This is a genomic window from Salipiger mucosus DSM 16094 (assembly GCF_000442255.1).
Taxonomy (GTDB): Bacteria; Pseudomonadota; Alphaproteobacteria; order Rhodobacterales; family Rhodobacteraceae; genus Salipiger; species Salipiger mucosus.
In genome coordinates this window covers 335,783-361,815 of the sequence record NZ_KE557273.1, presented here as the reverse complement: position 1 = coordinate 361,815, position 26,033 = coordinate 335,783, and the positions used below count along the sequence as shown (strand labels likewise).

The following is a 26,033-nucleotide window of genomic DNA, read 5'->3' as shown; positions in this document are numbered from 1 at the left end:
GCGCCGGGCGTTCCGCTGGCGGCGAGGCGGGCGATGCGCGCGGCGAGCTCGGCCGGGCCGGGGCGCCATGCGAGATCGGGGGGTGCGGCTGCCTCTTCGACCAACTCAGGGGCGCTGTCCGCGCGCGAAAGGTAGACCCGCCCGCGCGTCGCGGGCACGGCCGCCGTGGCGCCGGGCGCCTCGAGGTGCACTGCCTCGAAACTGGTCACGCCGATGGCGGGCACGCGCAGGCCCAGCGAGAGCCCTCGTGCGGTCGCGACGGCGATGCGGATGCCGGTGAAGTTGCCGGGACCGGTGCCCACGCCGATACGCGCGAGATCGGACCACGCGGCCCCCTGCCCTGTCAGGAGTTCCTCGAGCAGCGGCACGAGGCGCTCGGCCTGGCCGCGGGACATCTCCTCGGCTCGGGCCTCGAGCAGGGTGTCGCCGCACAGCAAAGCGGCCGCGCAATGCGCGGCCGACGTGTCGAAGCCCAGGACCAGCGGGGCGCCCATGCGGATCAGACCGCGACCGGGCGCACCTCGGTCACCTCGGGGATGTAGTGGCGCAGCAGGTTCTCGATGCCCATCTTGAGCGTCAGCGTGGACGAGGGGCAGCCCGCGCAGGCGCCCTGCATGTGCAGGTAGACGACGCCGCGCTCGAAGCCGTGGAAGGTGATGTCGCCACCGTCCTGCGCCACGGCCGGGCGCACACGGGTGTCGAGCAGCTCCTTGATCTGGCCGACGATCTCGCCGTCCTCGCCATGGTGCTCGGCATGGCCCGAGCTGGCCTCGGCCTCGCCCGCCATGACCGGGTCGCCGGACTGGAAATGCTCCATGATGGCGCCCAGGACGGCCGGCTTGACGTGATCCCAGTCGGCTGTGTCGTCCTTGGTGATGGTGACGAAATCGCTGCCCAGGAAGACGCCCACGACGCCCTTGACCGCGAAGACACGCTGCGCCAGCGGCGAGGCTGCGGCACCTTCGGCACTGGGGAAGTCCGCGGTCCCCGACTCCAGCACGGTCTGGCCCGGCAGGAACTTGAGCGTTGCGGGGTTGGGTGTGGATTCGGTCTGAATGAACATCTGAGAGCTACCTTTCTCCGGCGTCGTCCCTATATGCGCCTCCCTCGGCTCGGCGTCAAGGATTGGAACGATTCTAAACTTGTCGCGGCGCCCCGGCCACCGCTTGCGGGAGGAACCACGGCGCCCCTGCCCCGTTGAACCCGGTGCCAGCCAAGGATGACCCATGACAGACCGCCGCGACTCGCTGCTCGAGACCTTCATGCAGCGCCTTTGTGCCCGCTCGCCGGGCGAGACCGAGTTCCACCAGGCCGCCGAGGAGATCGCGCGCGACGTCATCACCGTCGAAAAGGCGCACTCCGGGTTCGCCGCCGCCCGCGTGCTGGATCGCCTCAGCGAGCCGGACCGCGTCATCGCCTTCCGCGTGGTCTGGGAGGACGACGCAGGGCAGACGCGCATCAATCGCGGCTGGCGGGTGCAGACCTCCAACGCCATCGGCCCCTACAAGGGCGGGCTGCGGTTCCACCCGGACCTCAGCCTCTCGGTGCTCAAGTTCCTGGGCTTCGAGCAGTGCTTCAAGAACGCGCTGACCGGGCTGCCGTTGGGCGGAGCCAAGGGCGGCGCCGACTTCGACCCGCGCGGGCGCAGCGGGGGCGAGATCATGCGCTTCTGCCACGCCTTCATGGGCGAGCTCTGCAAGTACATCGGCCCCGACCGGGACATCCCCGCCGGCGACATCAACGTGAGCCCGCGCGAGATCGGCTGGATGTTCGGCGCCTACAAGCGTCATTGCGGCGAGTTCCACGGCGCGCTGACCGGCAAGGGCGAGAGCTTTGGCGGCAGCGCCCTGCGGGTCGAGGCCACGGGCTACGGGCTGATCTACTTCGTCTGCGCCATGCTGCGCCACCAGGACAGCGATCTCGAGGGACGGCGCGTCGCCATCTCGGGTGCGGGCAACGTGGCCACCCATGCCGCCGAGCTGGCCATCCGCGAGGGCGCGCGGGTGGTCAGCCTCTCGGACAGTTCGGGCGCCCTGCTGGCCGAGGACGGGCTGACGCAGGACACGGTCGACCGGGTGCGGCGGACCAAGGCAGCGGGCGGCAACCTGTCGGAGCTCTCGGGGCAGCGCGGACTGCGTTACCTGGAAGGCGGCGCGCCCTGGGGGCAGGTCGAGGCCGAGGTGCTGCTGCCCTGCGCGACGCAGAACGAGGTCGACGAGACCGAGCTGCGCGCCGCGCTCGACGCGGGCGCGGGGATGATCGCCGAGGGTGCCAACATGCCGCTGACCGCCGGCGCGGTGAGCCTGTCGTCCCGCAAGGGACTGATCCACGCGCCGGGCAAGGCAGCCAACGCGGGCGGCGTGGCGATCTCCGGGCTGGAAATGAGCCAGAACGCCCACGGCCAGTTCCTGGACGCGGCACAGGTCGACGACGCACTGCGCGGCATCATGCGCCGGATCCATGACACCGTGGCCGAGGAAGGACGCACGAGCGACGGGCGGCTGGATTACCGGCTCGGCGCCAACGTGGCGGGCTACCGCAAGCTGGCGAATGCGATCAGCGCCTTCGGCGCGATCTGACACGCGCCGTACGGGCGGCTCAGGTGATGCCCTCGAGCCGCTCCTTCGACAGGTCACCCGGGACGATGGTGACGGGGATCGGCAGGCTGCCCGAGTTCTTGGTCATCTGGCTGACCAGCGGCCCCGGCCCCTTCTTGCCCGAGGCCGCGCCCAGCACCAGGACCCCGATGTCCGGGTCGGCCGCGATCTGCGCGAGAATCTCGGTGACGGTATCGCCCTCGCGGATGACGAGCTCGGGGTCGACACCCTGCCGGTCGCGCATCCACTTCGCGAAGACCTCGTAATGCGCATGGATGCGCTCGCGCGCCTCCTCGCGCATGACCTCGCCCACGCCGATCCAGTGATTGAACTCGTCGGGCGGAATGATCGACAGGATGGCCACGCCACCCTGCGTCCGCGCCGCGCGCATCGCGGCGAAGCGCATGGCGTTGAGGCATTCGCGGCTGTCGTCGAGCACCACGAGGAACTTGCGCATCAGGGCTCTCCTTCCCCGCGGATCATGGCGCAGGGCGAGGAGACTGGCAACCGGCAGCGGTGAGGGCTGGCCCTATCTGCCCGCCCCCATCGCTCAGGCGGCGCTGCGCGCCCAGTCCCAGTAGAGGTCGCGCACGCGGCGCGTCACCGGTCCGACCTGGTAGGAAACGTCCTCGAAGCCGGTCACCGGGGTCACCTTGTGCAGGTTGCCCGACAGAAACACCTCGTCGGCCTCGCGGAAATCGTCGAAGGTCAGCACGGCCTCATGCGCCTCCATGCCGGCGGAGCGCATGTTCGACAGGTGCCGCCCCCGGGTGATCCCGGCAAGGAAGGTGCCGTTGGCGATGGGCGTGAAGGCCACGCCGTCCTTGACCATGAAGACGTTGGCGGTGGCGCTTTCGGCGACGTTGCCCATGGCGTCGGCCACCAGCGCGTTGTCGAAGCCGCGGCCGCGCGCCTCGGCCAGCATCCGAGCGTTGTTGGGATAGAGGCAGCCCGCCTTGGCGTTGACCACCGCGGTCTCGAGCACGGGCCGGCGGAACCGGGTGAGGCCCAGCGTCGTGGTCGCGGTCGGGGGCGCCATCGGGATTTCCTCGAGGCAGATGGCAAAACCGGTTTCCGAGCCGTCCGGAATGATCGCAGTGGGATCGCCGTGGATGCCCCAGTATTGCGGCCGGATGTAGATCGCCGCGTCCGCCGGGTAGAGCGCGAGGCCCTCCATCACGATCTCGACCATCTTCTCGGTCGGGACCGTGGGCGTCAGCATCAGCGCCGCGGCCGACCGGTTCACCCGCGCGCAGTGGGCTTCGAGGTCGGGCACGAGGCCGTCGACGAGGCGCGCCCCGTCGAAGACCGTGGTGCCCAGCCAGGCGCCGTGGTCGGCGGCCTTCATGACCGGGATGTCACCCTCGTGCCATGTGCCCTCGAAATACGTGCGGATATTGCTGCCGATCGACATGCGTGCCTCGTTGTGCCGTGGAAATTGTCGACAAGTTACGGGCCGCGCCACGGAAGGTCCAGACTGACCGCCTTCAACGGCGGGCCTGCCGCGACAACGGACCGCGCAGTGGTCATGGAAAGGTCATTCGAGGAGGTCATATCGCCTCGAAGGGCCCGGAGCGCGTCGCCTCAGCCCGCCTCGTGGAAGAAGGCGTAGATGCGTTCGGCCAGCGCCGCGCTCACGCCGTCGACCGCCTTGAGGTCGGCAAGATCGGCCCGGCTCACCGCCTTGGCCGAGCCGAAATGCGCCAGCAGCGCGCGCTTGCGCGCGGCGCCCACGCCGGGCACCTCGTCGAGCGGGTTCGACATCTGGCTCTTGGAGCGCTTGGCCCGGTGGGTGCCGATGGCAAAGCGGTGCGCCTCGTCGCGCAGGCGCTGCACGAAGTAGAGCACCGGGTCGTTGTGCCGCAGCGCGAAGGGGCGCTGGCCGGGGCGGTGGAACTCCTCCTTGCCGGCGTCGCGGTCGATGCCCTTGGCGACGCCCACGAAGGGCACGTCCTCGACCCCGTGCTCGGCCATGATCTCGGCCACGGCGCTCACCTGCCCCGCGCCGCCGTCGATCAGCATGAGGTCGGGCCAGAGCCCCTTCTCGCGGTCGGGATCGTCCTTCTGCAGCCGGGTCAGGCGGCGGCGCAGCACCTCCTTCATCATGCCGAAGTCGTCGCCCGGGGTCAGCTCGTCACCCTTGATGTTGTACTTGCGGTACTGGTTCTTCATGAACCCCTCGGGCCCGGCGACGATCATGCCGCCCACCGCGTCGGTGCCCATGATGTGCGAGTTGTCGTAGACCTCGATCCGCTGCGGCGGCGCCTCGAGCTCGAAGGCCTCGGCCATCCCGCGCAGCAGCTTCGCCTGCGTCGCCGTCTCGGCCATGCGGCGGCCCAGCGCCTCGCGCGCGTTGCGTGCCGCGCCCTCGATCAGCTCGGCCTTCTCGCCCCGCTGCGGCACCGCGATCTCGACCTTTCGGCCCAGCCTCTCCGACAGGGCCTCGGACATCAGGTCGGGGTTCTCGATCCCGTGCGAGAGCAGCAGCAGGCGCGGCGGCTCCTTGGTGTCGTAGAACTGGCCGATAAAGGCCTCGAGCACCTCGGCCGGCTCCACGTCCTCGCCCACGCGAGGATAGAAGTCGCGGTTGCCCCAGTTCTGGTTGGCGCGGATGAAGAAGACCTGCACGCAGGCCTGCCCGCCCTCCATGTGCAGGGCGATGATGTCGGCCTCGGCCACGCCGCGCGGATTGATCCCCTGCGCCGACTGCACCTGCGTCAGCGCGCGGATGCGGTCACGCAGCGCCGCCGCCCGCTCGAACTCCATCGCCTCGGAGGCCTCGGCCATCTGCGCGGCCAGCGTCTCCTGCACGTTGGTCGAGCGGCCGGACAGGAACCGCTGCGCGTCCTTGACGCTGGCGGCGTAATCCTCCTGGCTGATGTAGCCGACGCAGGGCGCGCTGCAGCGCTTGATCTGGTAGAGCAGGCAGGGCCGCGTGCGCCCCTCGAACATCGAGTCCGAGCAGTTGCGCAGCAGGAACACCTTCTGCAGCTGGTTCAGCGTCCGGTTCACCGCGCCGGCGCTGGCGAAGGGGCCGTAGTAGGCCGCCTTCTCGGTCTTGGCGCCGCGGTGCTTGCGGATCTGCGGATAGGCGTGCTCGGTCGTGACCTGGATGTTCGGGAAGGACTTGTCGTCGCGCAGCAGCACGTTGAACTTGGGCTTGAGCTGCTTGATCAGGTTCTGCTCGAGCAGCAGCGCCTCGGTCTCGGTCCGCGTCGTGAGAAACATCATCGAGGCGGTTTCCGAGATCATCCGCGCGATCCGCCGCGAATGCCCCGTGGGGCGTGCATAGCTCGATACCCGCGCCTTGAGATTGCGCGCCTTGCCGACGTAGAGAACGCGGCTCTGATCGTCGAGCATGCGGTAGACGCCCGGCGAGCTGTCGAGTGTCTTGAGGTAGTCCTGGATGACCGCGTGGCCCCTTCGGGGCGTCGCTGCGGTCCCCTCCTGCGCTTCGTTCATGTCGGCCCGATTCGTCACCTTGCCACGTTACCCGATTCCCCGGCGCGGCCTGCAATGCCCGGCCCCCTGAATCAACCGGAATAGAATCCACGGATCCTGTGGAAAACTCTGAGGGCAAATTCCAGACATCTGGAATTTTTCCTTGTTTTGTTAAGACTTCCTTGATTTGCCCGTTTTTTGTGCTCCATTGCAAGGCTTTGTTTTTACTTGTTATTTTTTGACCGCGTTAACAAGCCATTGTCAAATATGCATTTTTTGTAACGCTTGCATGACTGCATCTACGCCGGTGCAAAACTTGCCCCTCGGGCACATCATTCCACGCCCTGCACGTCCGGCGTGCGCCACGCGAGGTGTTGCCCGCCATCGATGCAAAGCAGCTGTCCGGTCAGCGCTGGCGCATCCAGCATGTAGCCCAGCGCCGCCGTGATATCGGCCGGATTCGCACCGCGTTCGAGGACCGTCGCCGCGCGCTGCCGGGCGAAGTGATCCTCGCTCTGCCGCGCGCCCTTGAGCGTCGGGCCGGGGCCGATGGCATTGACCCGCACCCGCGGCGCCAGCGCCATCGCGGCGGTCTGCGTGAAAGTCCAGAGCGCCGACTTGGCCAGCGTGTAGGTCATGAACTCGGGCGTGAGCTTGCGCACGCGCTGGTCGATCATGTTCACCACGAGGCCGCGCGCGACCGGCTCGTCCCGCTCGTCGCGCCCCGGCTCGGGGATCTGTTCGGCCAGTTGCTGCGTCAGCACGAAGGGCGCCCGCAGGTTCGAGGCCATGTGCCGGTCCCAGCTGTCGCGGGTGGCGCTCGAGATGTTGTCGTAGTCGAAGATCGAGGCGTTGTTGATCAGCACCGTGACCGGCCCGCCCAGCGCCTCGGCCGCTCGCGGCAGCAGCGCCTGCGTCTCGTCCTCCTCCAGCAGGTCGGCCTGCAGCGCGGTGGCGCGGCCGCCCATGGCTTCGATCTCGGACACCACCTCGCGGGCGGCCTCCTCGGAGCCGGCATAGTGCACCGCCACCGCGTGGCCGCGCCCGGCCAGGGCCAGCGCCATGGCGCGGCCCAGCCGCTTTCCCGCTCCGGTCACAAGCGCGCGTTTCTCTGTCGTCATGGTCAGGGGCTCCGGTCAGCTCAGCACAAGGGCCACATAGCCCAGATAGAGCGCCGACAAGACCACGCCCCAGACACGCCCCAGGTCGCGGCCCAGGAAGACGAAGGGCAAGAGGATGAGAGAGGCGCCCAGCATCACCCAGAGATCGAAGCGCAGCAGCTCGGGATCGACGGACATCGGCTTGATCAGTGCGGCCACCCCGATGATGGCCAGCAGGTTGAACAGGTTCGACCCGATCACGTTGCCCAGCGCCACGTCCGCCTGCCGGCGCAGCGCGGCCATGACGGTGGTCGCAAGCTCGGGCAGCGAGGTGCCCAACGCCACCAGCGTCAGGCCGATCACCGTGTCGGGCACGCCGAACCTTGCGGCGATCTCGGTCGCGCCGTCCACGAGCAGGTCCGCCCCCAGCGGCAGCCCCACCAGCCCCAGCACGAGGAAGAGCGCGATCTTCCAGCCGGGCATGTCCGGGTCGGCGCCTTCGGGCTCCTCCTCCTCGATCTCGGCGGAGGCCGCGGCAGCCGCGAGGCCGTCACGCCGGTGGCGCAGGGCGTCGCGGAAGGAATCGAAGAGCACCGCCGCCAGCGCCGCCAGCAGGGCGAGCCCCGCGATCCGGTCGAAGGTGCCGCGGAACGCCAGCGCGATGAAGAAGACCGTCGCCCCCAGCATCACGACATAGCTCTTTCGGGTGTCGTGCCCGCTGGTGTGCATCACCGCAAGCAGCGCGGGCACCCCGAGCACGAGCAGCACGTTCGCGGTGTTCGAGCCCACCACGTTGCCCAGCGCGATCCCGGGAACCCCCTCGAGCGCGGCCTTCACCGAGATCAGCAGCTCGGGCGCCGAGGTGCCGAAGGCCACGATGGTCAGGCTGACGATCAGCGCCGGCACCCCCAGGCGCAGGGCGAGGTTGACCGCCCCCTTCACCAGGGCGTCCCCCGCGAGCAGCAGGATCACGAGGCCGAGCGCCAGATAGAGGTAGACCATCTCAGCGCGGTTCCTTCTTGCCCGACTTGCAGGGACAAGGGCCCTTGCCGATCCGATAGCGACCGCAGTCGGGGCACTTGACGTTGCTCAGCTTCTCCCGCCCGGGCAGCCGCAGCTTGCCGAACATGCCCATGACGGCAACCACGACAAGGAATATGGCGACGATCTTCGACAGCACGTCAGAGCCCGAACCGTGCAAAGGCCGCGCGGTCCTCGACCGCGGCCAGCGCATCCTGCGCGAGCGAGGCGCCGAGGCGCGGCAGCAGGCGGCGGCGCTGCTCGTAGCGGCGGAAACGCACCTTGTCGCCGAAGCGCTTCTTCATGGCGGGCACGAGGTGGCCGATGCCATCGGCAAGACCCACCTCGCAGGCCTTCTGCCCGATCCAGACCTCGCCGGTGAAGAGCTCCGGCTCCTCGGCCAGCTTGTCGCCGCGCCGGTCCTTCACCTGCGCGATGAAGGTCTCGTGCAGCTGCGACAGCAGCCGGTCGAGCCGCGCGACGTCCTCCTCGCTCTCGGGGCGGAAGGGGTCGAGCATCGACTTCGACTCTCCGGCGGTATGCACGCGCCGCTCGATCCCCTGCCGCTGCAGGAAGACATGGGCGCCGAAGCCCGCCGAGATCACGCCGATGGAGCCCAGGATGGAGCTGGCGTCGGCATGGATCTCGTCGGCGGCGCTCGCGATCCAGTAGCCGCCCGAGGCCGCCACGTCCTCGACGAAGGCCACGACGGGCACATCGTTCTCTTCCGCGAGCCGCCGGATCCGCGCCGCGATCAGCGAGCTCTGCACCGGCGAGCCGCCGGGCGAGTTGATCTCCAGCGCGACAGCCTTCGGCTTGCCGCGGGTGAAGGCCTTTTCGAGCAGCGGCCGCAGCGAGGCGTCGCTGATGCTGCTGCGCCCGGCCATGCCGATGGCGCCGTGCAGCCTGACTACCGCGACGGTGGGCCGCCGCGTGACGAAGGGAATGCGCATCTTCATGCCGGCTGATGTAGACACGCCCCGCACCGCAGGCAAGGCGCGCACCGAAAGAACCGCTCGCCCCGCCGGCCGATGCCCCGTTCTTCATCTTTCCCGAAAATACGCAGGGCGGCGCCGCGCCCCGCCGGCGGCGCAGGCCCTCGCCGGTCAGAAGAAGCTCTGCGGATCGATGTCGATCGCCATGCGCAGCGCGCCCTTGAGCCGGAACTGCGCCGCCCACTCCGTCAGGGCCGGCTGCAGCGCGACGCCCTTGGGCGCCTTGACCAGCAGCCGCACCCGGTGGCGCCCGCGCACCCGCGCGATGGGCGCGGGCGCCGGCCCGTAGACCTGCGCCCCCACCCGGCGCAGCGGCGCGTCCTGCCGGGCCATGGCATTGCCCAGGTCGAAGACCTCCTGCAACTCGGTCGAGGACAGGATCACCCCCGCGAGCCGTCCGTAGGGCGGCATCCCCGCCGCCTGCCGCTCGGAGGCCTCGGCGCGCCAGAAGCCTTCCTCGTCGCCCGACAGGATCGCCCGGATCACCGGGTGCTCGGGCTGGAAGGTCTGCAGCAGCGCCAGCCCCGATTTCTCGGCCCGCCCGGCGCGGCCCGCCACCTGCCGCACCAGCTGGAAACTGCGCTCGGCCGCGCGCAGGTCCGAGCCCTGCAGCCCGAGGTCCGCGTCGATCACCCCCACCAGCGTCAGCAGCGGGAAGTTGTGCCCCTTGGCCACAAGCTGCGTGCCGATGATGATGTCCGCGCCACCCGCCGCGATGGCCTCGATCTCGGCCTTGAGCGCGCGGGCCGAGCCGAAGAGATCCGACGAGAGCACCGCCAGCCGCGCCTCGGGGAAGAGCTCGCGCGCCTCCTCGGCCAGCCGTTCGACGCCGGGGCCCACGGCGGCGAGCTTGTCCTCGGCGCCGCACTCCGGGCAGGCCTCGGGGCGCGGGACGGTCTCGCCGCACTGGTGGCAGACGAGACGCTTCAGGAAGCGGTGCTCGACGAGGCGCGCGTCGCAATGGGCGCAGCCCAGCTGGTGCCCGCAGGCCCGGCAGATCGTCACCGGCGCATAGCCGCGCCGGTTGATGAACAGAAGCGACTGCTCGCCCTTCTCGATCCGCGACCGCACCTGCCCCTGCAGGCTGGGCGAGATCCAGCGGTTCGACGGCAGGTCCTCGGCCCGCATGTCGATGGCGCGCATCTCGGGCAGCACCGCGGCGCCGAAACGCGACGTCAGGTCCAGGCGGCGATACTTGCCCGCATCCGCGTTGGCCCAACTCTCGAGCGAGGGCGTGGCCGAGGCCAACACCACCTGCGCCGAGCAGATCGAGGCCCGCAGAACCGCCATGTCGCGGGCGTTGTAGAGCACGCCCTCCTCCTGCTTGTAGGAGGTGTCGTGCTCCTCGTCGACGACCACCAGCCCGAGATCGCGGAAGGGCAGGAAAAGCGCCGAGCGCGCGCCCACCACCAGCTGCGCGCCGCCCAGCGCCACCTGCTTCCAGACCCGGCGCCGCTCGGTCACGGTGACGCCCGAGTGCCACTCCGCCGGCCGGGCGCCGAAACGCTCCTCGACCCGGGTCAGGAACTCGGCGGTGAGCGCGATCTCGGGCAGCAGGACCAGCGCCTGCCGCCCCTGCGCGAGGCATTCGGCCACCGCCTCGAGGTAGACCTCGGTCTTGCCCGAGCCGGTCACGCCCTTGAGCAGCACGGTGCCGTAGCTGCCCGAGGCAAGGCCCGCGCGCAGGTCGGTGGCCGCCGTTTCCTGGTCCTCCGTCAGCGGCTTGCCGGGCTGCTCCGGGTCGAGGCGCGGAAAGGCGGTGTCCCGCGGCGCCTCCTCCTCGCGGACGCAGCCCTGCTTGACCAGCCCGCCGATCACCGAGGGCGTGACGCCCGCCGCCTCGGCCAGCTCGCCCTTGGTCAGCGAGAGCCCGCCCATGTCGCGCAGCACCTCAAGCACGCGGCGCCGCGCGTCGGTCTGCCGCTCGGGCGTGCCCTCGCCCAGGCGGTATACCTTGCGCGTCGAGGGCGCCTCGCCCAGTCCCGGCGCCCGGGTGGCAAGCCGCAGCATCGCCCCGAGCGAGGTCAGCGTGTAGTCGCCCGCCTTCTCGAGGAAGGTCCGCAGCTCGCCGCGCATCGGCGGCGCGTCGAGAACGCGGGACACGGGGCGGATCTTGGAGGGGTCGAAGCCGCCCTGCCCCGGTCCCCAGACCACGCCCGCCACGCGGCGCGGGCCCAGCGGCACCTCGACGAAGGCACCCTGCCAGCAGCCGCCCTCGGGCGCGCGGTAGTCCAGCAGGCGGTCCAGCGGCTGCGTCGTCAGCACCGCCACCAGTTCACCCGAATCGTAGAAATCGTCCATCGCCGAGGGTTCCGTTAGCGCATGACCTGCGGGGCTTCCGGCACGGTCTCACATGGGGTATGACACGCGCGAGCGAATGCCAAGCATGGCCTGGGAGGCTTTACAGACATGAAATTCTTCGTCGACACCGCCGACATCGACGCGATCCGCGAGCTGCACGAGCTGAACATGGTGGACGGGGTCACGACCAACCCCTCGCTGATCATGAAATCGGGCCGCGACATCTTCGAGGTCACGCGCGAGATCTGCGAGATGGTCAGCGGTCCCGTGTCGGCCGAAGTGGTCGCCACCGAGTACGAGCAGATGCTGGCCGAGGGCCGCAAGCTGGCCGAGATCGCCGACAACATCGCCATCAAGGTGCCGCTGACGCTGGACGGTCTGCGCGCCTGCAAGACCTTCTCGGACGAGGGTCACATGGTGAACGTCACGCTGTGCTTCTCGGCCAACCAGGCGCTGCTGGCGGCCAAGGCCGGCGCGACCTTCATCTCGCCCTTCATCGGCCGGATGGACGACATCAACCTCGATGGTCTCGACCTGATCGCCGACATCCGCCGGATCTACGACAACTACGGCTACGAGACGCAGGTGCTGGCGGCTTCGATTCGCACGCCCAACCACATCTCGGACTGCGCCAAGATCGGTGCCGACGTCATCACCGCGCCGCCGGCCGTGCTCAAGGGGCTGGCCAACCACCCGCTGACCGACAAGGGCCTCGCCGCCTTCGTCGCCGACGCCGAGAAGGCCGGCATCAAGATCGTCTGATCCCCGCCGGGGAGCGACCGGGGAATTTTCGGATGAGAATTCCCCGGGACATGCCTCAGAGGTTGGGCTCGCCCTGCAGGCCCAGCAGCTTGCGGAAGCCGGTCCAGTAGCCCGGAAGCCGCGGCGCATGCCGCATGCCCTCCGTCGCCTCCTCGGCCCAGCGCGGCATCTCGCGGCCCGCGAACTCGCGGCCCCAGGCGAGGTAGCGCTCGGCCAGCTCCGGCCGCAACCGGCAGGCCGACCCCACGAGCCCCACCAGCGTCTCCGGCGGCGAATACCACTCGTCCTGGATACCTGTGACGCGCCGCTGCATGAGAGGCCCGACTACCCGCATCAGCCGGCTGTCCGAGAACTGCAGCAGCAGCCGCCCCATCTCGTCGCGCGAGTAGTGGATCAGCGGCGGGAAGGTGTCGAAGAAGACGGCGCGCCCCTCGACGATCGCGAAGTTGCGGATCGAGGGATGGAACCCGATGCGCGTCTCGCTGCCCTGCGTGGCGTTCCAGAACCGCGCGATCACCTGCCCCGCGGCCTCCATCATTTCCAGCGTCTCCTCCGCCGGCGCGCGTTGCATGCGCGGCCGCATCAGCGAGGCCTCGGGCAGCGCCTCCTGCACGATCACGGGCACGCGGCCGCCGTCCATCTCGAGCAGCTGGAACTCGGTCGCGGGCAGCGGCACCTCCGCCGCCTGCAGCGCGGCGACGTAATCGCCGTGGCAGCGCGCCAGACGCTCCAGCGCCGCCGCGTCGGGCAGGCTCCGGTAGACCTTGATCACCCGGTCGGAGAACGGCCCCTCGGGCGGCCGGAAGGGGGCGCAGAAATAGCCCAGGCGCGAAACCGGCTGCGTCGCGCGGTTGCGGCGGATTGTGTCGGCCAGTGCGGCAAGTTCTGTCATCGGTCACTCCCGCCCCGTCAGGGGGCAGCCCCCGTCTAGCCGGTCTCGAGCACCTCCGCCACCTCGGCGGCCAGCGCCTCGATCTCGGCGCGGGCGGGCGTCTTGCGCCCCTCGGCCGCGCTGCGTCCCAGCCCGAAGGCCTCGGCATAGCTCACGCGGTTGGCGATCTGCGCCCGGGCGATGCGGGCCTCCATCTTCTCGGCGGCCTCGGCCACGTCGCGCGCCAGCCGGGTGTTGGGCCGGGTGCGGTTCAGCACCACCAGCGTCTCGCGATCCTCGCGCCGCGCGAGGTCGAGCACGCCCTCGGTGGCCCAGAGATCGACGTGGCTCATCGAGACCGGCACCACCACGAGGTCCGCCGCCCGCAAGGCCGGGCGCAGGTCGCTGTCGGCCTTGGGCGGCGTGTCGACGATCACCACGTCGCAGCGCTCGGCCAGCTTGCGGCACTCGTAGGTGATGCCCCAGGCGGACGACGTGGCGAATTCCAGCCCCTCGACGGCGCTTTCGTCGGCCTCGAGCCGGGTCATGAACCAGCGGCCGAGGCTGCCCTGCGGGTCGATGTCGACCAGCGCCACGCTGCGCCCCATGCGCAGGAAGCCGACGGCCAGGTTGGCCGAGACCGTGGTCTTGCCCGAGCCACCCTTCTGTTGCGCCACCGTGATGACCGATCCCGCCATGCTGCCCCCTCGCGTTGCCGCGCTTGATGCGCGGTCGGATGTTCCCTTGGGGCAGCATAGGCATTCCGGGCTCTCGGTCCAGTGCGCTTAACCGCGCGTTAACCAAGGTCCCGCCAAGCTCGGAGCGCACTTCCGGGGAGGCCCCGATGCGGCTTCTGCGCGTTCTCCTGCTCAGCCTCGCGCCGGCCCTCGTGGCGGGCGCCGCCCTCGCGGGCGCATGGCCCCGACCGCAGGGCGAAACCTTCGTCAGCACCGCCGCGCGCTTTTCCTGGCCGCAGCGCATCGAGACCTGGCTGAGCTACAGGCCCACGCTGGCATGGTATTCGCTCTATGCCGAGCACGGGCTGACCGACCGCTGGACCCTCGGGCTCGACCTCGGCCGGTCGGAACGCGGCACGGGCAAGGCCTTTGCCTTCCTGCGCTACCCCCTGCGCGACCGCGACCGGGGCCCGAAGATCTCGGCGCAACTGGGGATCGGGCAGAAGTTCGGGCAACCGGCACTACAGCCCGGCCTGTCGTTGGGGCTGGGGCTCGAAAACGGCTGGCTCGCCGCCGACGGGCTGGCGGAAATCCGGACCCGCAGCGCCATGATCGACCTGAAGCTCGACCTGACCTGGGGGCTGAAATTCGACAGCGGGCGCATGCTGATCCTGCAGATGCAGACCGGCGCGCCGGCCCTGGCCGAGCCCTTCGCCCGCCTCGCGCCCTCGATGGTCTTTCCGCTGACCGACACCTTCAAGGCCGAGGTCGGTGGCATGTACGGGCTGCGCGGCGACGAGCACATGGGCGTCATGTTCGGGCTCTGGGCGGAATTCTGACCGGCCGCCGCGCCGTCGCCGGCCGGTCAGGCGCCCGTCAGCTGTCCATGCGCACCGTCAGCGTGACATCCCCGCGCATGGGCTCGGGCCAGATCGCATGCACCCGGTCGGCGGCCGGCCCCTCCTCGGTCGAGACGTAGGGCGTGACGTATTTCGAGACGTTGTTCGCGTCGCGCGGCCGCGACGTGAGGGCAAGGCCCTGCACGTCCTTCGCGCGCCCGCCGAAGGGCAGCCGGTTTTCGGTCTCGATCACCCATGTCGCGGCGTGGCTGTTCTGCGAATGGCGCACCCGCAACGGGTTCTCGGCGCCGTATTCCACGTTGTGATAGGTGTTGTTGCTCACGACGACATTGCGCGCCGCCTGGTGGTTCAGCACGGCGAAGGAGGTATCCACCCGCTCGACCCGGTTGATCGTGCCGCCCACGCAGCGGAAGGTGTTGCCCGAGATGTTGACCCCGTTCAGCCGGTGGTCCGTGCCGTAGGGCCTGGCCACGATGAACGAGAACCACTGCGCCACGTGCGAGCACAGGAAGACGTTGCCCGTGACCGAAAGCCCGGCGAACCCGAAGCCGCCCGTGAAATCGGGCTCGGCGTCGCGCTCGTTGGTCCACTCGATGTGACAGTTGTCGATGTAGTTGTTGGCGATGGTCGTGTTGCAGGCGGTCAGGCAGATCACGATCCCGGCGCTGCGAATGCCGTTCGAGTTACTGTCGCCCTGGAAGAAATGGTTGCCCGAGATCACCGAGTGCTGCCCCGAGATCACCGCGAAGTGCCGGAACTGCGAGGCGCGGTTGTTGCGCAGCTTGACGTCGTTGGCATTGGTGTTGATCGCCACCGACTGGCGGTTCTGCGTGAGCTCACCACCCTCGGCGCTGATGAACTGGTTGTGGTCGACCAGCATCCCCTGGCAGCCCTGCCCGTGCGAGGTGATGGCGCGATGCCCCGGGCGGTTGAAGACGCAGTTTCGGATCACGTTCACCGTGCCATCCGGCGGCAGCAGTACGCCGCTGGCCTGCTCGTTGCACTGCAACTCCACATCCTCGATCTCGAACTTCTCGAGCTGGGTGAAGCCGCTGAAGTCCAGCAGGTAGCGGAAGCGCCGGAAGGTGTAGCTCTGCGTGCCCGCCGCGTCGTAGAGCGGCTCGGACAGGGTGACCTCCTGCGTGCCGACGTTCTTCGCGCTGACATAGACCTCGCGCCCGACGCCCGCGCCCTCGACAAGGCTGCCGACCTCGATATTGGCGACATTGGCCACGTTGGTCAGCCGCCGGTCGTTGCCGGTGGAATAGGTCGCCGTGCTGGTCACCGCCGTTGGCGCCCAGTTGCCGCTGTTCTCGGCGCGAAGCTGGCCGTTGCGCAGCACCCGGCGCTGGGAAAAGGTGTCGCGGTTCTCCACCGCCGCGTGCACGTCGATCGGAGCGTCGATGGACACCCGCCTGCCGCCAAGATCGAGGCTCTCGTGGTCGGCGTTATTCAACAGCGACTGGAGCGCCTTCTTCAGCGCCAGCTGCTCGTTGCCGAAGGCGTCGATATAGGTCGGCAGATCGAAGTTGCGCGTCAGCGACAGGCGCGCCGCCGTGGGCATCGTGACGGTGCCGGCAAAGATCACCCGGCTCTCCAGTGTCACGGAATTCGCCAGCCGGAAGGTCCCCTCGGGCACCAGCACCCGGCGTCCGTTGGCCGCCGCGTCGGCCGCCTCGAAGGCCGCGCTGTCGTCGGTGCTGCCGTCGCCCACGGCGCCGTAGTCGCGCACGTCCACCACGCTGACCAGGTCGCGCAGGAAAAAGCGCGTCACGTCCTCGACGACGATATCGTCGACACGCACGACCCCGCCGTTGGGGCCCGTCAGGTCGATCCCGAAGTGTCCGTAGGCCGGTTCGCGCCCCCAGACCAGGTCGACGCCGCCGCGGTTGCCAACGCCCACGATGGCGCTGACCTCGACCACCTCGCCGTAGGACTGCAGCGTGACCGGCGCCCCCTGCGTCGTCAGCCCGCCGACCGCCGCACCGCCACCGTCTGCCGCATATGCCGCGATGCGCACCTCGGGCAGGCTGCCGGCCATGGCCTTCACCCGCGCGGTGACGCGCAGGTAGACGCCCGGCAGGATCGGCGTCTGCCCCATGTAGCGCAGCTTCTGCGTTCCCTCGGTCTTCTGGATCTCCAGGCAGCCCGCGAAATCGGCATCGGCCGGCACGAAGGCCGCCGTCGCGAGCCCTTCGTAGGTGTCGGACCCCGGCCTGCCGTCGCCGCGCGACCAGACATCCAGACCCTCGGCAAACGCCGTCGGCATGAGCGCCACGCCATCTGTCACCGCAATATTCATCGCCTCGATCCTTTGCTGCTGCAAACTGCGCGGAACCCGGCCACCCGGACGCGGGTTTCGGTTTTCGCGGACAGCAAGTATCAATGAAGCGTTAAGAGCTGCTGGCGGCACCGTGACGGCGCCTTGCCCGCCCACGCAACGGCCGGAGACGCGCATGGCCTATCGGATCAAGCCTCACGACAAGAGCCTGACGGCCGCCCTGCACCGCATCGCGGCCGAGCAGATCGACCGCGCCATCGCCAGCACCACATGCGATCCCGCCGACGCCGAGGAGGCGGTCCACGACGTCCGCAAGCGCTGCAAGAAACTGCGCGGACTCTTCCGTCTGGTCCGTCCCGGCTTCGACGATTACGCGGCCGAGAACGCGGCGGCGCGCGGCATCGCCGGCATGGCCTCGGGTCTGCGCGACTCCGACGTTCTGATCGAGACGCATGACACCGTGGTGGACGCGGCCGACGTCGCGCCCGGCCGTTTCGCCGAGATCCGCGGTCACCTCGTGCGCAGCGCGAACCGCCACGCGCCGGGCGATGCCGTGGGCGAGGCCCTGGGCCGGCAGCGCGCCGCGCTGGAAGAGATGCGGGGACGCGCCGCCACCTGGCGGGTCACTGGCAAGCCCGCGAAAGTGCTGGCGGCCGGTGTCGGCAAGACCTGGATGCGCGGCGCCGATGCCATGCAGCACACCCGCGAGAACCCGACCGCCGAAACCTTTCACGAGTGGCGCAAGCGCGTGAAATACCACTGGTATCATGCCCGCCTGCTCGAAGGCACCTGGCCCGGCCCGATGCTTGCCCATCGCACCGAGGCCAAGCGCCTCTCGGAGCTGCTTGGCGATCACCACGACATCGCCGTCTATCTAGCCTGGCTCGAGGCGCTCGACCTGCCGGATGTCGATGGCGAGGCGCCGGCCGAGCTGCGCCGCCTCGCGGGGCACCGGCAGGAACAGCTGGCGCATCGCGCCTGGAGCCTCGGCGGCAGGTTCTTCGCCCCGCCGGTCAAGGCTCTGCCCAAGCAATGGAAAGCCTACTGGACAAGCGCGGGCTTCCAGGCGGCCTGACCCCGCCTCTCAGGCGCTGAGCGCAGGCGCCCGCAGGATCTGCACCCCCGCGATGCGCCATTCGCCGTCGATCTGCTCCATCCGGTAGTCCAGCGAATGCAGCGCGCCGCTTTCGTCGGTCACGATCACCTGCTGCCAGAGGCCGCCCTCGATCTCGCGCAGCTCGCCGAAGCGCAGGCTGTCGTTGTCCCAGACCATCGGATAGCCCTCGCGGACCATCCGGCCGAAATTCCCGGCACTGCCGAACATCCCCTGGATGCCCGGACTGGCGAAGCCGAAGGCCGTCGCCACGTCCTCCTGCGAGAAGGCCTGCATCTGCTGCCGGATCACGTCCTCGATCCCCGGCACGGGGCGCAGCGCCTCCTGCGCGCCCGCCGAAGTCGCCAGCGAGACCGCCGCGAGGCATCCGAATACCCAGTTGCGCATGTCCGAACCTCCCTTTCCCTTGCGGAAGGGTAGCGCCCCGGCCCCGCGCGTCAAAACCGGCTGTCAGACGAACTCGCCCGCGAGCCCCCGCTCGATCAGCGAGACGGTCTCGTCCACCCCGTAAAGCGCGATGAACCCGCCAAAGCGCGGCCCCTGGCTCTGGCCCAGCAGCACCTCGTAGAGCGCCTTGAACCAGTTGCGCAGCGGATCGAAGCCGTGGTCCTTGCCGACCGAGAACACCAGCGTCTGCAGCGCCTCGTCCGTGACCTCGCCGTCGTAGGCGCGCAGCCGGCCCGCCAGGTCCTCGAGCGCGGCGCGCTCGGTCTCGTCGGGAGCGCGGAACTGCTTGGTGGGCTTCACGAAATCCTGGAAATACCGCACCGCGAAACCCGCCGCCTGGTCGAGGTCGGGATGCGAATGCGCGTCGGCCTCGGGCGCGTAGCGCCGGATGAAACCCCACATCGTCTCCTTGTCCTCGGCGCCCGCGGCGCTGGCAAGGTTCAGCAGCATCGAGAAGGACACCACCATGTGCGACTGCGGCACCGTGCTGTCGCTGTGGATGTGCCAGACCGGGTTGGCGAGCTGGCCCTTGGCGTCCTGCGTCGGGAAGGCCTTGAGCTGCTGGTGATACTCGTCCACAGCCTTGGGGATCACGTCCCAGGACAGCCGCTTGGCCGTCTTGGGCTTCTGGAACATGTAGTAGGACAGGGACTCGGTGCTGGCATAGGTCAGCCACTCGTCGATCGACAGGCCGTTGCCCTTCGACTTCGAGATCTTCTGCCCGTCGGCATCGAGGAAGAGCTCGTAGGTGAAATGCTCGGGCGGGCGCACGCCCAGCGTCCGGCAGATGCCGTCGTAGATCGGCGTGTTGGTGCTGTGGTCCTTGCCGTACATCTCGAAGTCGACGCCCAGCGCCGCCCAGCGGGCGCCGAAGTCGGGCTTCCACTGCAGCTTCACGTGGCCGCCGGTGACCGGCACGGTGTATTCGACGCCGTCGTCGTCGTCGAAGGTGATCGTGCCCTCCTTCGCGTCGACATGCTTGACCGGCACATAGAGCACGCGGCCCGACTCCGGGTGCACCGGCAGGAAGATAGAGTAGGTCTGCTGGCGCTCCTCGCGGAGCGACTTCAGCATGATCTTCATCAGGTCGTCGTATTTCTCGGCGCAGCGCAGCAGGATCTCGTCGAACTTGCCCGACTTGTAGAAGTCGGTGGCCGAGTAGAACTCGTACTGGAACCCGAAAGTATCCAGGAAACGCCGCAGCATGGCGTTGTTGTGGTGCCCGAAGCTCTCGAACTGCTCGAAGGGGTCGGGCACGCTGGTCAGCGGCTTCTGCAGGTGTTCCTGCAGCTCCTCGCGGTTCGGCACGTTCTCGGGGACCTTGCGCATCCCGTCCATGTCATCCGAAAAGCAGATCAGCCGCGTCGGGATGTCCGAGATCAGCTCGAAGGCACGGCGGATCATCGTGGTGCGCGCCACCTCTCCGAAGGTGCCGATATGCGGCAGGCCCGAGGGGCCGTAACCCGTCTCGAAGAGCACATGCCCCTTCTCGGGGGGCTTCTTTTCATACCGTTTGAGGATACGGCGCGCCTCTTCGAACGGCCAGGCCTTCGAGGTCATCGCGGCATCGCGCAGATCGGACATGAAAACACTCCTCGTGTGTGGGGGCGTCCGCCTCCTATTGCAGCGCGCAGACGGGGTCAATAAATAGTCCGCAACCCTGTAACGCGGAGTCACTGCCTTGTCCGAACCCGAACCTCACCCGCTGACGCCGCAGGACTGCCTCGTGGCGATCATGATCGCCGTCTCGGCCTCGGACGAGAACCTGCGCACGGCCGAGCTGGTCAAGATCGACGGCGCGGTGAACAACCTGCCCGTCTTCGCCGACTACGACATCGAACGGGTCAAGGCGATGTCCTCGCTGGTGTTCGAGCTCTTCGAGCAGGAGGAGGGGCTCGACGCGCTCTTCGGGCTGATCCGCGACAACCTCCCCGAGCGGCTTTTCGAGACCGCCTACGCGCTGGCCTGCGACGTGGCCGCCGCCGACGGCACGCTGCGCACTCCCGAGCTGCGCCTGCTCGAGGAAATCCGCTACGAGCTGAACCTCGACCGCCTGCACGCCGCCGCGATCGAGCGCGGGGCCCGCGCCCGCCACATGTCGGCCTGATCCGCACCGCCCGGCCCGCGCCGGGCGCCCCTCCGAACGAACCGAACCGTGCCGCCCCTGCGGCGACCTCCCGCCGACCGACGAAGGTCGGGATTTCCGGACTGCGAGAATTTGCAGTATTATGGTAATCGGACGTCAGGCATTTTTCGCCACATTGGTCCAGTTATTGATACCGGAGGGATATTGAATGACCCGGCTCGGATTCACCGTTCTCTGCACGCTGCTGCTGTGCCTGCTGCCGATCCTCGGCGCCACCGCCCCGACCGTCACGCAGAAGGCCCCCGCGCCGGCGCAGGCAACCGCCGACATCTGACCGCGGCTCGCAGCGCCGTCAGCTGCCGTGCATGACGCCCCAGCGGCGGATCAGCGCCTGCTGCAGGATCTTGGCGCGCGCGTTCCAGGCCCGCGCACCATCGGGGCGCTCGCGCTGTGCCCGGGTCAGCGCCGCGCGCCGGTCGAGATCGCCCGAAAAGATGGCGAAGGCCATTTCCGTGCCGTCCGCCATGTCGATGAACCCGGCCAGCCCGCTCACGAAGTTCAGCGTGCCGGTCTTGGCGCGAACGGTCGCGGGATGATCGCTGATCGCGCGCCGCGCATCGTCCTTGACCGAAATTTCCTTGAGCAGCGGCTTCAGCTCCAGCCGCCCGCGCACGGCGACCAGCGCGCGGGCCATGTCCACCGCCGCGATCCGGCTGCGGTCGCCGAGCCCCGAGTGGTCGATCAGCGCCACGTTCTCCAGCCCCAGCGTCTCGCGCGCCCAGGCGTTCATCTCGGCGGCGGACTCCTGCAGCGCCACGGGGCGCCCCAGCCGCACGCGGGTCGCCGAAAGGCCCACCACCTCGGCCGTGAGGTTTGTCGACCACTTGAGCATGTCGCGCAGGATCTCGCGCAGCGGCGCACTCTCTCGCGACGCGACGGTCTCGCCCTCAGGGGGCGTGTCGATCAGTTCCGGCGCCCGCAGGGTCACCCGTTCGGCACCGGCCAGCACCTGGAAGACCTCGCCGGCATAGAGCTCGGGCTTGCGCACGGGCAGCCAGCGCGCACCGCCCTGCCCCAGCGCGCCGCGCGCCACGGTCCATTCGTCGCGCCCATCCACGTCGTCGTAGGTGTAGACCGGCCCCTTGCGCGACACGACGCCCATGCTCGCCATCCGCACCGCCGGCCGCAGCGCCCCCGAGCGGGCGTCCATGGTCACGTCGTAGCCGTCACCGCCCCGGCGCCATTCGAAATGCACGCGATTGAAGTTGAGGTTCAGCCCCGAGACCGCCGGGTTGTAGCCCACGTGCGCCGGTTGCGCCGGATCGATCGACCGCGACCGCGTGAGGTGCGTGCCGCAGACCAGGAACCGCCCCTCGACCGAGGTGATGCCCGCCGCGCCCATCGCCTTGGCCATCTCGGCCAGCCCATCGGTATCGAGCGTCGGATCACCGCCGCCCACGAGCACGAGATCCCCGGCGACGACGCCGTCCGTGATCCCCCCGGTCGCGATCAGCCGCGTGGTGAAGCGATGCTCAGGCCCCAGGTGATCGAGCGCGTAGGAGGCCGTCAGCGCCTTGGCGACGCTGGCCGGCGGCAGGCCCAGGCGCGGCTCGTGCGCCTCGAGCGTCTCGCCGGTCCCGACATCGAGGACCGCGAAGCCCGTCGGCCCGTTCAGCCGGGCCCGCGCGATCAGCTCCTCGGCCGAGGCCTGCAGGCGCTTGCGCACGTCCTCGCCCCGCGCGACAGGGCGCAGCGAGGCGGTGGGAGGCTCGGCATGCGCCGCGCCGGCCAGTGAAGTCAGCGCCGCCGCGCCGGTGGCGGACAGGAATCCGCGTCTCGAAAACGCCTTTGTCATGGGGCTGATGTAACCTCAGGCCCGTGCCACCGACAAGCCGCAGGCGCGCGCCGTGACTTCACGTTTCCTCGTCCCCGGCGACCGCCCGGGCACGCAGCTCGGTCGAGCTGAGCGAGACCAGCGGCACGTTCACGAAACACCAGGCCGGCGCCGTCCGGCGCGGCAGGCAGGGGGCCGCCGCCCCCGGCAGCCGTGACCGCCGGTAGACCGTCGCCGCGACCGACCCCCGCGCCGCCAGCCGGCTGCCGGGGCGCGCCAGCACGCCGACCGGCACCTGCTCCATGATGTCGCGCCAGCGGTCCCAGCGGTTCAGCTGCGCGAGGTTGTCCGCGCCCATGAGCCAGACGAAGCGCACGCCCGGCCAGCGATGGCGCATCGCCCGCAGCGTGCTGGCGGTATAGCGCGTGCCCGCCCGCGCCTCGAAATCGCTGACGATCACGCGGGGATGCTGCATGATCGCCCGCGCCGCCGCCATGCGCCGCTCCAGCGGCGCCGGTCCCCGCGGCTTGAGCGGGTTGCCCGGGCTCACCAGCCAGATCACCCGGTCGAGCCGGAAGCGCCGCATCGCCTCGAGCGTGATGTGCACGTGGCCCTCGTGCGGCGGATCGAACGACCCGCCCAGCAGCCCCACGCGCAGGCCGGGGGTCAGCAGGAATCCGGTGTCATGCGCCTGCAGGGGCATCTCGCGCCTTTCCGTCCGCGTCAGGAAGGCACAGAAACACCCGAAACTCCGCGGGATTCAACCGCAAACCCCGCCGAGGCCCCGCCAGAGCCCGCTTGGGCATTTGCATTCCCGCGATCCGGTGCCATACACGGCGCCTGTAATCGACCGGAGGACATCATGGCGAGCTACCAGTACGTCTACCACATGGATGGGGTCTCCAAGACCTATCCCGGCGGCAAGAAGACCTTCGAGAACATCCGCCTGAGCTTCCTGCCGGGCGTGAAGATCGGCGTGGTGGGCGTAAACGGCGCCGGTAAGTCCACGCTGCTGCGCATCATGGCCGGCATCGACAAGGATTTCACCGGCGAGGCCTGGGCCGCCGAGGGCGCCAAGGTCGGCTACCTGCCGCAGGAGCCCGAGCTCGACCCCAACCTCACGGTCCGCGAGAACGTCATGCTGGGCGTGGCCGAGAAACAGGCCAAGCTCACGCGGTTCAACGAGCTTGCCATGAACTACAGCGACGAGACCGCCGACGAGATGGCGGCGCTGCAGGACGAGATCGATTCACAGAACCTCTGGGACCTGGACGCGCAGATCGACGTCTCGATGGAGGCCCTGCGCTGCCCGCCGGACGACGCCGACGTGACCACCCTCTCGGGCGGTGAAAAGCGCCGCGTGGCGCTCTGCAAGCTGCTGCTCGAAGCGCCCGACATGCTGCTGCTCGACGAACCGACGAACCACCTCGACGCCGAGACCATCGCCTGGCTGCAGAACCACCTGATCGAGTACAAGGGCACGATCCTGATCGTCACCCACGACCGCTACTTCCTCGACAGCATCACCGGCTGGATCCTCGAGCTCGACCGCGGCCGGGGCATCCCCTACGAGGGCAACTATTCCAGCTGGCTGGAGCAGAAGGCCAAGCGGCTCGAGCAGGAAGCGCGCGAGGACAAGGCCAAGCAGAAGACCCTGCAGCGCGAACTGGAATGGATGCGCCAGGGCGCCAAGGCGCGGCAGGCCAAATCCAAGGCCCGTATCTCGGCCTACGAGAAGATGGCCAGCCAGTCCGAGCGCGAGCGCGTCGGCAAGGCGCAGATCGTCATCCCGAACGGCGAGCGGCTCGGCTCCAAGGTGATCGAGGTCGAGAACCTCTCGAAGCACATGGGCGACAAGCAGCTGATCGAGGACCTCAGCTTCTCGCTGCCGCCGGGCGGCATCGTCGGCGTCATCGGCCCGAACGGCGCGGGCAAGTCGACGCTCTTCAAGATGCTGACCGGGCAGGAAGAGCCCGATTCGGGCAGCATCGAGTTCGGCGACACGGTGCAGCTCTCCTACGTCGACCAGTCGCGCGACGACCTTGAAGCCGACGCCACCGTCTGGGAGGCGATCTCGGGCGGGGCCGAGGTGATCCAGCTCGGCGACGCGCAGATGAACTCGCGCGCCTACTGCGGTGCCTTCAACTTCAAGGGCGGCGACCAGCAGAAGAAGGTGGGCCTGCTCTCGGGCGGCGAGCGCAACCGCGTCCACATGGCCCGGCTGCTGAAGTCCGGCGGCAACGTGTTGCTGCTCGACGAACCGACCAACGACCTCGACGTCGAGACGCTGCGCGCGCTCGAGGACGCCCTGGTCGATTTCGCCGGCTGCGCGGTGGTCATCTCGCACGACCGCTTCTTCCTCGACCGGATCTGCACGCACATCCTGGCCTTCGAGGGCGACGCGCATGTCGAGTGGTTCGAGGGCAACTTCGAGGACTACGAGGAAGACAAGAAGCGCCGGCTGGGTGCCGACGCTCTCGAGCCGACGCGGGTGAAGTTCAAGAAGTTCACTCGGTGACGCTTTGGAATGGGTTTCGATTGTGACGGCGGCATTTTCGGGAGGTCTGATCGGAGGTGTCGCGTCACTCGTTTCCCCATGGGCTAACTGGGGGGGCGAGAAACAAAAACAGAGGATGCATCATCGCCGGGAAATGGTGGCGAACGTGCGCAGGACGCTAGTCAAAATGGAATATAATGATTTTCTTCAAACCGAAGAATACCAAAATATTCGACCACATTTTTCAAAGGACTTCGTAAAAAGACTGGAACAGCCTTGGACCGCCGAAGCCAACCTGAGTATCGCATTGAACAAAGACGCCCGCGCGCAGGCGATCCTTGACCAGATGGCAGAGCTTGAGAGAGCTTGGGGCCTAATATAAGTATGATCGGCCATGTTCGATAACTGCCTCGATACTCTCAACTCCGCGACCGATTTTTTTCGACTCTATCGTCATCTCGCACGACCGCTTCTTCCTCGATCGGATCTGCACGCACATCCTGGCCTTCGAGGGCGACGCGCATGTCGAGTGGTTCGAGGGCAACTTCGAGGACCACGAGGAAGACAAGAAGCGCCGGCTGGGTGCCGACGCTCTCGAGCCCACGCGGGTGAAGTTCAAGAAGTTCGTAAGCGTTGGCTGCGCCCCACGCGCGTTCAGCTTGACGGCGGGAAGTTCCACGGCAGGAGATCGTCGATCCGACCTTGCGGATAGCCAGCGGCGATGGCCTCAAGGGTGGCCTTGAGATAGGCGAATGGTTCGACGCCGTTGATCTTTGCGGTTTCGATCAGTGACGCGATGCGGCCCCAGGCCCTGCCGCCCTCGTCGTGACCGGCGAACAACGCATTTTTTCTGTTCAGAGCGATAGGGCGGATCAGGTTTTCGACGCCGTTGGAGTCGATCTCGACGCGGCCGTCGTAGAGGAAGGTCTGCAGGCCATCCCAGTGGCGATGGATATAGGCCAGCTTCTCACCGAGCCGGGATTTCGCCGACACCCGCAATCGCTGTTCTTGCAGCCACTCTCCGAACGCCGCGACCAGGGGTGCCGTTCGCGTTTGCCGGGCCGAGAAGCGCTGGCCGGGCTCGATGCCGCGGATGTCGTCCTCGACCTTGTAGATCTCAGCGATACGGCGCAGGCCCTCGGCGGCGATC

Annotated in this window: 26 protein-coding genes and 1 pseudogene; 9 read left to right on the top strand and 18 right to left on the bottom strand. The window is 68.7% G+C overall.

Annotation, left to right across the window (positions count from 1 at the left end; genetic code table 11):
• Window positions 1-494: tRNA (adenosine(37)-N6)-threonylcarbamoyltransferase complex dimerization subunit type 1 TsaB (tsaB, locus tag SALMUC_RS01870; RefSeq protein ID WP_020043057.1), on the bottom strand; the 494-nt coding region annotated here is incomplete at its 3' end.
• A 5-nt stretch (window positions 495-499) separates the two neighbouring features.
• Complete coding sequence (locus SALMUC_RS01865; RefSeq protein WP_020043058.1) at window positions 500-1,063, bottom strand: NifU family protein; 564 nt, start codon at window positions 1,061-1,063, stop codon at window positions 500-502.
• Window positions 1,064-1,226: 163 nt separating this feature from the next.
• On the opposite strand from SALMUC_RS01865, the gene gdhA reads away from it, so the two are divergent.
• Window positions 1,227-2,579, top strand: coding sequence for an NADP-specific glutamate dehydrogenase (gene gdhA, locus SALMUC_RS01860; RefSeq protein ID WP_020043059.1), 1,353 nt, complete (start codon window positions 1,227-1,229; stop codon window positions 2,577-2,579).
• A gap of 19 nt (window positions 2,580-2,598) precedes the next feature.
• Here gdhA and SALMUC_RS01855 read toward each other — a convergent pair whose 3' ends face one another.
• The 8 genes from SALMUC_RS01855 to SALMUC_RS01820 all read right to left on the bottom strand — a co-directional run bounded on the left by SALMUC_RS01855 (window position 2,599) and on the right by SALMUC_RS01820 (window position 11,454).
• Entirely contained in the window at window positions 2,599-3,054 is a 456-nt protein-coding gene (locus tag SALMUC_RS01855) for a universal stress protein (protein WP_020043060.1), read from the bottom strand.
• Between the two features lie 93 nt (window positions 3,055-3,147).
• Window positions 3,148-4,011 carry a branched-chain amino acid aminotransferase gene (locus SALMUC_RS01850; protein ID WP_020043061.1) on the bottom strand — a complete coding sequence of 288 codons (864 nt, stop codon included), beginning with the start codon at window positions 4,009-4,011 and terminating at the stop codon, window positions 3,148-3,150.
• A 170-nt stretch (window positions 4,012-4,181) separates the two neighbouring features.
• Window positions 4,182-6,059, bottom strand: coding sequence for an excinuclease ABC subunit UvrC (gene uvrC, locus SALMUC_RS01845; protein WP_020043062.1), 1,878 nt, complete (start codon window positions 6,057-6,059; stop codon window positions 4,182-4,184).
• 311 nt (window positions 6,060-6,370) lie between these two features.
• Complete coding sequence (locus SALMUC_RS01840) at window positions 6,371-7,159, bottom strand: SDR family oxidoreductase (protein WP_020043063.1); 789 nt, start codon at window positions 7,157-7,159, stop codon at window positions 6,371-6,373.
• A gap of 15 nt (window positions 7,160-7,174) precedes the next feature.
• A complete protein-coding gene (locus tag SALMUC_RS01835; RefSeq protein ID WP_020043064.1) occupies window positions 7,175-8,140 on the bottom strand; it encodes a calcium/sodium antiporter in 966 nt (321 codons plus the stop codon).
• Window position 8,141: 1 nt separating this feature from the next.
• The gene (locus tag SALMUC_RS30255; RefSeq protein ID WP_198014471.1) at window positions 8,142-8,318 is read right to left on the bottom strand and encodes a hypothetical protein; all 177 of its coding nucleotides are present in this window, start codon (window positions 8,316-8,318) and stop codon (window positions 8,142-8,144) included.
• A 1-nt stretch (window position 8,319) separates the two neighbouring features.
• Window positions 8,320-9,117, bottom strand: coding sequence for a S49 family peptidase (locus SALMUC_RS01825; protein WP_021119705.1), 798 nt, complete (start codon window positions 9,115-9,117; stop codon window positions 8,320-8,322).
• A 147-nt stretch (window positions 9,118-9,264) separates the two neighbouring features.
• Complete coding sequence (locus tag SALMUC_RS01820) at window positions 9,265-11,454, bottom strand: primosomal protein N' (RefSeq protein ID WP_020043067.1); 2,190 nt, start codon at window positions 11,452-11,454, stop codon at window positions 9,265-9,267.
• A 108-nt stretch (window positions 11,455-11,562) separates the two neighbouring features.
• Here SALMUC_RS01820 and fsa point away from each other — a divergent pair, with 108 nt between their 5' ends.
• The gene (fsa, locus tag SALMUC_RS01815) at window positions 11,563-12,216 is read left to right on the top strand and encodes a fructose-6-phosphate aldolase (RefSeq protein ID WP_020043068.1); all 654 of its coding nucleotides are present in this window, start codon (window positions 11,563-11,565) and stop codon (window positions 12,214-12,216) included.
• 55 nt (window positions 12,217-12,271) lie between these two features.
• Here fsa and SALMUC_RS01810 read toward each other — a convergent pair whose 3' ends face one another.
• Complete coding sequence (locus SALMUC_RS01810; protein ID WP_020043069.1) at window positions 12,272-13,108, bottom strand: DUF6206 family protein; 837 nt, start codon at window positions 13,106-13,108, stop codon at window positions 12,272-12,274.
• Between the two features lie 35 nt (window positions 13,109-13,143).
• On the bottom strand, window positions 13,144-13,785 hold the full coding sequence (parA, locus tag SALMUC_RS01805) for a ParA family partition ATPase (protein ID WP_020043070.1): 642 nt from the start codon (window positions 13,783-13,785) through the stop codon (window positions 13,144-13,146).
• A gap of 146 nt (window positions 13,786-13,931) precedes the next feature.
• Between parA and SALMUC_RS01800 the strand changes: the two genes are divergently transcribed.
• Window positions 13,932-14,603, top strand: a complete 672-nt coding sequence (locus SALMUC_RS01800; RefSeq protein ID WP_020043071.1) for a hypothetical protein — start codon at window positions 13,932-13,934, stop codon at window positions 14,601-14,603.
• Window positions 14,604-14,640: 37 nt separating this feature from the next.
• Here SALMUC_RS01800 and SALMUC_RS01795 read toward each other — a convergent pair whose 3' ends face one another.
• On the bottom strand, window positions 14,641-16,926 hold the full coding sequence (locus SALMUC_RS01795; protein WP_020043072.1) for a right-handed parallel beta-helix repeat-containing protein: 2,286 nt from the start codon (window positions 16,924-16,926) through the stop codon (window positions 14,641-14,643).
• A 154-nt stretch (window positions 16,927-17,080) separates the two neighbouring features.
• Between SALMUC_RS01795 and SALMUC_RS01790 the strand changes: the two genes are divergently transcribed.
• Window positions 17,081-17,980: a CHAD domain-containing protein gene (locus tag SALMUC_RS01790; RefSeq protein ID WP_021119704.1), complete on the top strand. Its 900-nt coding sequence runs from the start codon at window positions 17,081-17,083 to the stop codon at window positions 17,978-17,980.
• A gap of 9 nt (window positions 17,981-17,989) precedes the next feature.
• Here SALMUC_RS01790 and SALMUC_RS01785 read toward each other — a convergent pair whose 3' ends face one another.
• A complete protein-coding gene (locus SALMUC_RS01785; RefSeq protein WP_020043074.1) occupies window positions 17,990-18,406 on the bottom strand; it encodes a DUF4864 domain-containing protein in 417 nt (138 codons plus the stop codon).
• A 63-nt stretch (window positions 18,407-18,469) separates the two neighbouring features.
• Window positions 18,470-20,050, bottom strand: coding sequence for a lysine--tRNA ligase (locus SALMUC_RS01780; protein ID WP_020043075.1), 1,581 nt, complete (start codon window positions 20,048-20,050; stop codon window positions 18,470-18,472).
• Window positions 20,051-20,147: 97 nt separating this feature from the next.
• On the opposite strand from SALMUC_RS01780, the gene SALMUC_RS01775 reads away from it, so the two are divergent.
• Window positions 20,148-20,573, top strand: coding sequence for a tellurite resistance TerB family protein (locus SALMUC_RS01775; protein WP_020043076.1), 426 nt, complete (start codon window positions 20,148-20,150; stop codon window positions 20,571-20,573).
• A 187-nt stretch (window positions 20,574-20,760) separates the two neighbouring features.
• Entirely contained in the window at window positions 20,761-20,886 is a 126-nt protein-coding gene (locus SALMUC_RS31445) for a hypothetical protein (protein WP_020043077.1), read from the top strand.
• 18 nt (window positions 20,887-20,904) lie between these two features.
• On the opposite strand, the gene dacB is transcribed toward SALMUC_RS31445, so the two are convergent.
• Both dacB and SALMUC_RS01765 read right to left on the bottom strand, forming a co-directional pair.
• Window positions 20,905-22,407 carry a D-alanyl-D-alanine carboxypeptidase/D-alanyl-D-alanine endopeptidase gene (dacB, locus tag SALMUC_RS01770; RefSeq protein WP_020043078.1) on the bottom strand — a complete coding sequence of 501 codons (1,503 nt, stop codon included), beginning with the start codon at window positions 22,405-22,407 and terminating at the stop codon, window positions 20,905-20,907.
• A 58-nt stretch (window positions 22,408-22,465) separates the two neighbouring features.
• The gene (locus SALMUC_RS01765; RefSeq protein ID WP_020043079.1) at window positions 22,466-23,089 is read right to left on the bottom strand and encodes a nicotinate-nucleotide adenylyltransferase; all 624 of its coding nucleotides are present in this window, start codon (window positions 23,087-23,089) and stop codon (window positions 22,466-22,468) included.
• 159 nt (window positions 23,090-23,248) lie between these two features.
• Between SALMUC_RS01765 and ettA the strand changes: the two genes are divergently transcribed.
• From ettA to SALMUC_RS29415, 3 genes and pseudogenes are all read left to right on the top strand, one after another.
• Window positions 23,249-24,904: an energy-dependent translational throttle protein EttA gene (ettA, locus tag SALMUC_RS01760; protein ID WP_020043080.1), complete on the top strand. Its 1,656-nt coding sequence runs from the start codon at window positions 23,249-23,251 to the stop codon at window positions 24,902-24,904.
• A gap of 166 nt (window positions 24,905-25,070) precedes the next feature.
• Window positions 25,071-25,265 carry a hypothetical protein gene (locus SALMUC_RS30250; protein WP_198014469.1) on the top strand — a complete coding sequence of 65 codons (195 nt, stop codon included), beginning with the start codon at window positions 25,071-25,073 and terminating at the stop codon, window positions 25,263-25,265.
• Window positions 25,266-25,329: 64 nt separating this feature from the next.
• A pseudogene (locus tag SALMUC_RS29415) lies at window positions 25,330-25,509 on the top strand (energy-dependent translational throttle protein EttA); the annotation flags it as partial.
• Between the two features lie 28 nt (window positions 25,510-25,537).
• Here the strand turns inward: SALMUC_RS29415 and SALMUC_RS01755 are convergent.
• A partial coding sequence (locus tag SALMUC_RS01755; protein WP_037370958.1) for an IS66 family transposase occupies window positions 25,538-26,033 on the bottom strand: 496 nt, incomplete at its 5' end.

Coding starts and splice junctions, on each gene's coding strand:
- SALMUC_RS01865 (WP_020043058.1), bottom strand. CDS start 1,063: ATGTTCATTCAGACCGAATCCACACCCAACCCCGCAACGCTCAAGTTC.
- gdhA (WP_020043059.1), top strand. CDS start 1,227: ATGACAGACCGCCGCGACTCGCTGCTCGAGACCTTCATGCAGCGCCTT.
- SALMUC_RS01855 (WP_020043060.1), bottom strand. CDS start 3,054: ATGCGCAAGTTCCTCGTGGTGCTCGACGACAGCCGCGAATGCCTCAAC.
- SALMUC_RS01850 (WP_020043061.1), bottom strand. CDS start 4,011: ATGTCGATCGGCAGCAATATCCGCACGTATTTCGAGGGCACATGGCAC.
- uvrC (WP_020043062.1), bottom strand. CDS start 6,059: ATGAACGAAGCGCAGGAGGGGACCGCAGCGACGCCCCGAAGGGGCCAC.
- SALMUC_RS01840 (WP_020043063.1), bottom strand. CDS start 7,159: ATGACGACAGAGAAACGCGCGCTTGTGACCGGAGCGGGAAAGCGGCTG.
- SALMUC_RS01835 (WP_020043064.1), bottom strand. CDS start 8,140: ATGGTCTACCTCTATCTGGCGCTCGGCCTCGTGATCCTGCTGCTCGCG.
- SALMUC_RS01825 (WP_021119705.1), bottom strand. CDS start 9,117: ATGAAGATGCGCATTCCCTTCGTCACGCGGCGGCCCACCGTCGCGGTA.
- SALMUC_RS01820 (WP_020043067.1), bottom strand. CDS start 11,454: ATGGACGATTTCTACGATTCGGGTGAACTGGTGGCGGTGCTGACGACG.
- fsa (WP_020043068.1), top strand. CDS start 11,563: ATGAAATTCTTCGTCGACACCGCCGACATCGACGCGATCCGCGAGCTG.
- SALMUC_RS01810 (WP_020043069.1), bottom strand. CDS start 13,108: ATGACAGAACTTGCCGCACTGGCCGACACAATCCGCCGCAACCGCGCG.
- parA (WP_020043070.1), bottom strand. CDS start 13,785: ATGGCGGGATCGGTCATCACGGTGGCGCAACAGAAGGGTGGCTCGGGC.
- SALMUC_RS01800 (WP_020043071.1), top strand. CDS start 13,932: ATGCGGCTTCTGCGCGTTCTCCTGCTCAGCCTCGCGCCGGCCCTCGTG.
- SALMUC_RS01795 (WP_020043072.1), bottom strand. CDS start 16,926: ATGAATATTGCGGTGACAGATGGCGTGGCGCTCATGCCGACGGCGTTT.
- SALMUC_RS01790 (WP_021119704.1), top strand. CDS start 17,081: ATGGCCTATCGGATCAAGCCTCACGACAAGAGCCTGACGGCCGCCCTG.
- SALMUC_RS01785 (WP_020043074.1), bottom strand. CDS start 18,406: ATGCGCAACTGGGTATTCGGATGCCTCGCGGCGGTCTCGCTGGCGACT.
- SALMUC_RS01780 (WP_020043075.1), bottom strand. CDS start 20,050: ATGTCCGATCTGCGCGATGCCGCGATGACCTCGAAGGCCTGGCCGTTC.
- SALMUC_RS31445 (WP_020043077.1), top strand. CDS start 20,761: ATGACCCGGCTCGGATTCACCGTTCTCTGCACGCTGCTGCTGTGCCTG.
- dacB (WP_020043078.1), bottom strand. CDS start 22,407: ATGACAAAGGCGTTTTCGAGACGCGGATTCCTGTCCGCCACCGGCGCG.
- SALMUC_RS01765 (WP_020043079.1), bottom strand. CDS start 23,089: ATGCCCCTGCAGGCGCATGACACCGGATTCCTGCTGACCCCCGGCCTG.
- ettA (WP_020043080.1), top strand. CDS start 23,249: ATGGCGAGCTACCAGTACGTCTACCACATGGATGGGGTCTCCAAGACC.
- SALMUC_RS30250 (WP_198014469.1), top strand. CDS start 25,071: ATGGAATATAATGATTTTCTTCAAACCGAAGAATACCAAAATATTCGA.